General features: G+C 61.8%; 5 protein-coding genes and 2 pseudogenes. 4 read left to right on the forward strand and 3 right to left on the reverse strand.

Annotation, left to right across the window (positions count from 1 at the left end; genetic code table 11):
* Window positions 1–185 precede the first annotated feature (185 nt).
* Together ABIB54_RS17555 and ABIB54_RS17560 are read left to right on the forward strand one after the other, a co-directional pair.
* Window positions 186–416: a ribbon-helix-helix domain-containing protein gene (locus tag ABIB54_RS17555; protein WP_354576822.1), complete on the forward strand. Its 231-nt coding sequence runs from the start codon at window positions 186–188 to the stop codon at window positions 414–416.
* Entirely contained in the window at window positions 403–750 is a 348-nt protein-coding gene (locus ABIB54_RS17560; protein ID WP_354576823.1) for a type II toxin-antitoxin system PemK/MazF family toxin, read from the forward strand. Before ABIB54_RS17555 ends, ABIB54_RS17560 begins: the two co-directional genes overlap by 14 nt.
* Before the next feature lie 160 nt (window positions 751–910).
* On the opposite strand, the gene ABIB54_RS17565 is transcribed toward ABIB54_RS17560, so the two are convergent.
* A complete protein-coding gene (locus ABIB54_RS17565) occupies window positions 911–1,492 on the reverse strand; it encodes a recombinase family protein (protein ID WP_354576824.1) in 582 nt (193 codons plus the stop codon).
* Window positions 1,493–1,636: 144 nt separating this feature from the next.
* A pseudogene (locus ABIB54_RS17570) lies at window positions 1,637–1,828 on the reverse strand (IS30 family transposase); the annotation flags it as partial.
* 50 nt (window positions 1,829–1,878) lie between these two features.
* Here ABIB54_RS17570 and ABIB54_RS17575 point away from each other — a divergent pair.
* Both ABIB54_RS17575 and ABIB54_RS17580 read left to right on the forward strand, forming a co-directional pair.
* Window positions 1,879–2,361: a helix-turn-helix domain-containing protein gene (locus tag ABIB54_RS17575; protein ID WP_354576825.1), complete on the forward strand. Its 483-nt coding sequence runs from the start codon at window positions 1,879–1,881 to the stop codon at window positions 2,359–2,361.
* A 2-nt stretch (window positions 2,362–2,363) separates the two neighbouring features.
* Window positions 2,364–3,215: an IS3 family transposase gene (locus ABIB54_RS17580; protein WP_354576826.1), complete on the forward strand. Its 852-nt coding sequence runs from the start codon at window positions 2,364–2,366 to the stop codon at window positions 3,213–3,215.
* 36 nt (window positions 3,216–3,251) lie between these two features.
* On the opposite strand, the pseudogene ABIB54_RS17585 reads toward ABIB54_RS17580, so the two are convergent.
* Window positions 3,252–4,268 (reverse strand): annotated as a pseudogene (locus ABIB54_RS17585) (IS30 family transposase); the annotation flags it as partial.
* Window positions 4,269–4,562: the final 294 nt, after the last annotated feature.

Genomic DNA, 4,562 nt, shown 5'->3' on the forward strand with positions numbered 1-4,562 from the left:
GAGGAATATGAGCGGGCCTACTACGCTCGAACCATCGGCCCATCAAAAGGTGACGCCGCCAACAAACCGGCGGCATGAAACCCGGGACGGTTCAGTGCAACTCCGGTGAAGGTTCCGCTGCGGGCAGGCGTTAGCAAAGCAGCGGACGCCTACCGTATGGGGTAATACTGCGGTAGTATTTGGGTATGAAGCTCAGTGTCAGCCTGCCCGACGAGGATGTGGCGGTCCTCGATGAATTTGCTCGCACGACAGGTCTCTCATCCAGATCGGCTGCCTTGCACTACGCAGTGCGCATGCTGTGCCTGCCCGAACTGGAGCAGGATTACGAGGCCGCCTGGAACGAGTGGGAGGCGTCAGCTGACCACGCCGCGTGGAGCGTGACCGTGGCCGACGGGATCGCGGATGCTGCGCGGTGAAATCCGGCTTGTGGATCTGGATCCTGTGCGCGGAAGCGAGGCCAACAAGCGCCGTCCGGCGGTGATCGTCAGCAACGATCGTGCGAACTCGATCGCGACGCGGCTTGGCCGCGGAGTGATCACAGTCGTCCCGGTCACCAGCAACACCGACCGGATCTTCCCCTTTCAGGCTTTGCTGCCCGCCGGTGCGACCGGGTTACCTCAGGATTCCAAGGCCCAGGCGGAGCAGGTCCGATCAATCGCCGTTGAGCGGCTGGGCGCGCTCCTTGGACACGCCCCTGCCGACGTCATGGTGCAGCTGGACGACGCATTGCGTCTTCACCTCCAGCTGTAGCGACACAGCCTCTCGTGGCAGATCCGCTGCCGGAGGTCGGGCGCCGGTTAGGTGTTCTGCTGTGACACAGCTAGACCACCGGAATGACCCTCGGTCTCGGTTCGCCTGTCCCGTTGCGGCGCCTGCTTGACTCGGCAACGGGAGCCGGAGGATGGGTTCTTCAGTAGTCGACGGATTGTCGCTGAACGGTGCGATACACCGTGGAGCGAGCGACGTTGAACAGCTCGGCGAGCTCGGCCGTGGAGTGCGTGCCCGCGCGGTGTACCTCCATCAGGTGGCGTTGCTGCGCCATCGATAGCTTCGGTTGTTTGCCCCGGAGATGGCCTTTCGCTTTGGCTACTTGCATTCCTTCGCGTGTTCTGGCGCGGATGAGGTCGGATTCGAACTCGGCCACCATAGCGAGGACGTTGAACAGCAGCCGCCCAACCGGGTCCGTCGGGTCGTGCACTGATCCACCGATGCTGAGCTTCACGCCCTTGACGGTGAGCTCGTCGACGATGTCTTTCGCGTCCCGGAGGGAGCGGGCCAGACGGTCGAGTTTGGCAACCACGAGGGTGTCACCATTGCGGCAGGCGGCGAGGGCTTCTCGAAGCCCAGGTCGTGCCCGGTTGGTGCCGGTGAGTCCGTGGTCCGTGTAGATCAGGTTCGATCGAACGCCAAGGGCTTCCAGGGCGTTGCGTTGGGCAGTGAGATCTTGCTCGTTCGTGGATACGCGTGCGTATCCGATCATGAATTCATTCATGACTCGAACGGTGCTCTTGGCCGATTACCAGGTCAAGAACAATCCCGTAAGCCGCCCCACCCGGGCACGCTTCCATACCGAAAATCGCGTGAATTTGCTGGCCAGCGAAATCGCAAACCTCCGCCCGCAGAGCGTTCGGCGGTTTCAAGCGGTCGTTGCAACAATGGGTTTTTCTGCATCTGACAGTAGCCGTTTCATGGCGTGCGCCGGGGTGATGCCACCGAGTGTCTTGCGAGGCCGTTCGTTGAGTTCGGTGGCGACTTCGAGTAGACGCTCGGGTGAGTGGATCGATAGATCGGTTCCCTTAGGGAAATACTGTCGCAGAAGTGGACTGGTCCCCGAGAGTTGGACACCTAATTTAGGGTCCCTCTTCCAGGAGTAGCCAGATGTATTTGAAAAGCACGTTGAGCCACCCCGACGCCGTGTCGGTCGTTGAGCTGTTCGAGCAGGGTTTCACCGCGAAATCGGTGGCCCTGGCTCTTGACCTTGCCGGGGCTCCGGTTCAAATGTTGTATCAGCGATGGCAACTACGAGGATCGGGGGCTCTGGTGACCAGAGAGCGTAAGCAGTACGACTTCGAGACCAAACTCGAAGTCGTCCGGCGCCATGTCAAGGGTGAGTCTGGGCGGGCTCTTGCAGAGGAGTTTGATCTTCCCTCGCCGAACACCGTCGCCACTTGGACGGGCATCTTCCGACGCGACGGGCCCGACGGGCTGAGCCCGAAGCGCCGCGGCAGGCCACCAACCACACGAGAAGGCGCACCACCGGAGACCGAGACTGAGGCGTTGCGTCGAGAGAATGAACGGTTGCGCGCTGAGGTCGCGTACTTGGGAAAATTGCGGGCCTTGAGATCCCCGGAACGACGCTGAAAGTGGAAGCTGTCGACGATCTCAAGGCGCACTACCCGCTGGCCCTGCTGCTGCAGATCGCAGCCCTTCCCCGGTCGACGTTCTACGACCACCGGCGCCGGCTCCGGCGCCCAGACCCCAACGCTGACATCAAAGAATCCATTTGTAGTGCCTTCACCGCGGCGAAGAGCGCTTACGGACACCGACGCATCCGTGCCATCTTGCTCCGCCAGGGGTTGACGGTGTCGAAGAAAACCGTTCTCAAGCTCATGCGTCAGCTGGGCTTGCACTGTCCGGTTCGGCGCCGCAAACGCTACAACTCCTTCCGAGGCGAGGTCGGCGAAGCAGCAAAGAACGTGTTGAACCGCCAGTTCGCCACAGAGTCTCGCCATACGAAGTGGGTCACGGACGTGACCGAGTTCATCGTCGGCACCACGAAGGTCTACCTCTCGCCCGTGCTGGATCTCCACGACAACCGGGTCATCTCAGCCACCGCGGGCCCTTCCCCAAGCGTGAAAATGGTCACCGACGGCCTCCAAACGGCGATCGACACCCTCGACCATGGAGAGAAACCTCTTGTCCACTCCGACCAGGGATTTCAATACCGCCACCCCCTCTGGCGGGACGCGCTACGCCTTGCTGGCCTCACTCAGTCGATGTCTCGCAAGGGCACGTGTCTGGACAACGCCGCGATGGAGGGGTTCTTCAGCCACCTCAAGGAGGAATGGTTCCGAATCCAGAAACCCGAAACCCTCGACGAGTTCCACACGGGCCTCACCGACTACCTCAGCTGGTGGAACACCACCCGAATCCAGCAGCGGCTCGGCTACCTCAGCCCCGACGAATACCGCGCCCAAGAGATTGCCACCGCCTAGAGTTCCATTACCAAGTCCAACATTCGGGGACCAGTCCAGAAGCCCATTCGTGTTCTCGTTGGACCCTCGCTGCCAAGGGCTGTGCGGGTCGCAAAAATAGATGGCCATCTTCGTGGCCATGGTGATCTGCCGGTGCTGGGCCAACTCGGTTCCCTGGTCCCAGGTCAACGATTTGGTCGGGTGCTGCGGGAGACTCTTGATCGTGGCGAGGATCCCATCGCGGACGGTGATCGCGGTGTGGTCGCCGGGGAGGTGGACGAGCATTGTGAACCGCGTCTGACGTTCCACCAGCGTGGCGATTGCTGACTGGCAGTTCGCGCCCAGGATTAGGTCCCCTTCCCAATGACCGGGAACAGCACGGTCGGCCACTTCCGCGGGTCGCTCGCTGATCATGATCATGTCGGGTATCTTTCCCGAGTTCTGCGCAGCGGGCCGTCTGGGGCGTCGCACCGCGCGGCCGGTGCGCAGGTGCTGATGAAGTTCAGCGCGCAGGCTGCCACGGCCTTGCAGATACAGTGCCTGATAGATCGTTTCGGGGCTCACCCGCATCTCCTGCCGGTCCGGAAACTCCGTTGCCAAGTGATCACTGATCTGTTCCGGGCTCCATTTCACGCATAACTTGGTCTGCACCAAGGATGCCAGTTCGGGATAGTCGAACTTGCTTGCCTTGGGGCGGCGCCCGCGACGGTCGGCCTGTTTCTGCGCCGCATACGGGGCATACCTCGTGCGTGCTCGCGTCCCGGACTTGGTCCCGCCTCGGACCAGCTCCCTGCTGATGGTCGCGGCAGATCGGCCGATCTCGGTAGCGATCGCACGCACGCCAACCCCGGTCAAGTGCAGATCAGCGATCTGCAGCCGCTCTTCCAAGGACAAGAAGCGTCCCGACAGCTCCGGCTTGGGCAGCGGGATCCGACCACCCGTTGGTTGGCGCCAGCGACGCCCAGTTCGTTGATTCACTCCGACAGCTTCACAGGCTGCTGCCGACGTCGAGCCGCCGGCCACTAACGCCCAGAACTGTTCCCGCCTCTGGGCCAACGCATCCTTTGATCGCACGTGCAACACCTCACTGATAATCGGGTGTTGCAACGACCGGTTGAGTCCGCCGTCCCGCTTACGGGCAGCCGTGATACTCGAAAACTTTTGGCAGCGGCGATGTGCCCAAGGTGAGCGTTGCCTATACCAAACGCGTCCATTCCGCCATAGACAGAACACCCGTCACCCGGGTCAACCAAACCGCGAGCGGTTCCTAGCCGCGTTAGCGGTCTTTGGCTAGGTCGGTAGGTTTGCGGAACGGCAGATCGATTCCGATCAGAGTGGCGATCATCGTCCATAGTGCGCCGCTGGCCA

This window comes from Frigoribacterium sp. UYMn621, from assembly GCF_040549525.1.
Lineage (GTDB): Bacteria > Actinomycetota > Actinomycetes > Actinomycetales > Microbacteriaceae > Lacisediminihabitans.

Coding starts and splice junctions, on each gene's coding strand:
- ABIB54_RS17555 (WP_354576822.1), top strand. CDS start 186: ATGAAGCTCAGTGTCAGCCTGCCCGACGAGGATGTGGCGGTCCTCGAT.
- ABIB54_RS17560 (WP_354576823.1), top strand. CDS start 403: ATGCTGCGCGGTGAAATCCGGCTTGTGGATCTGGATCCTGTGCGCGGA.
- ABIB54_RS17565 (WP_354576824.1), bottom strand. CDS start 1,492: ATGAATGAATTCATGATCGGATACGCACGCGTATCCACGAACGAGCAA.
- ABIB54_RS17575 (WP_354576825.1), top strand. CDS start 1,879: ATGTATTTGAAAAGCACGTTGAGCCACCCCGACGCCGTGTCGGTCGTT.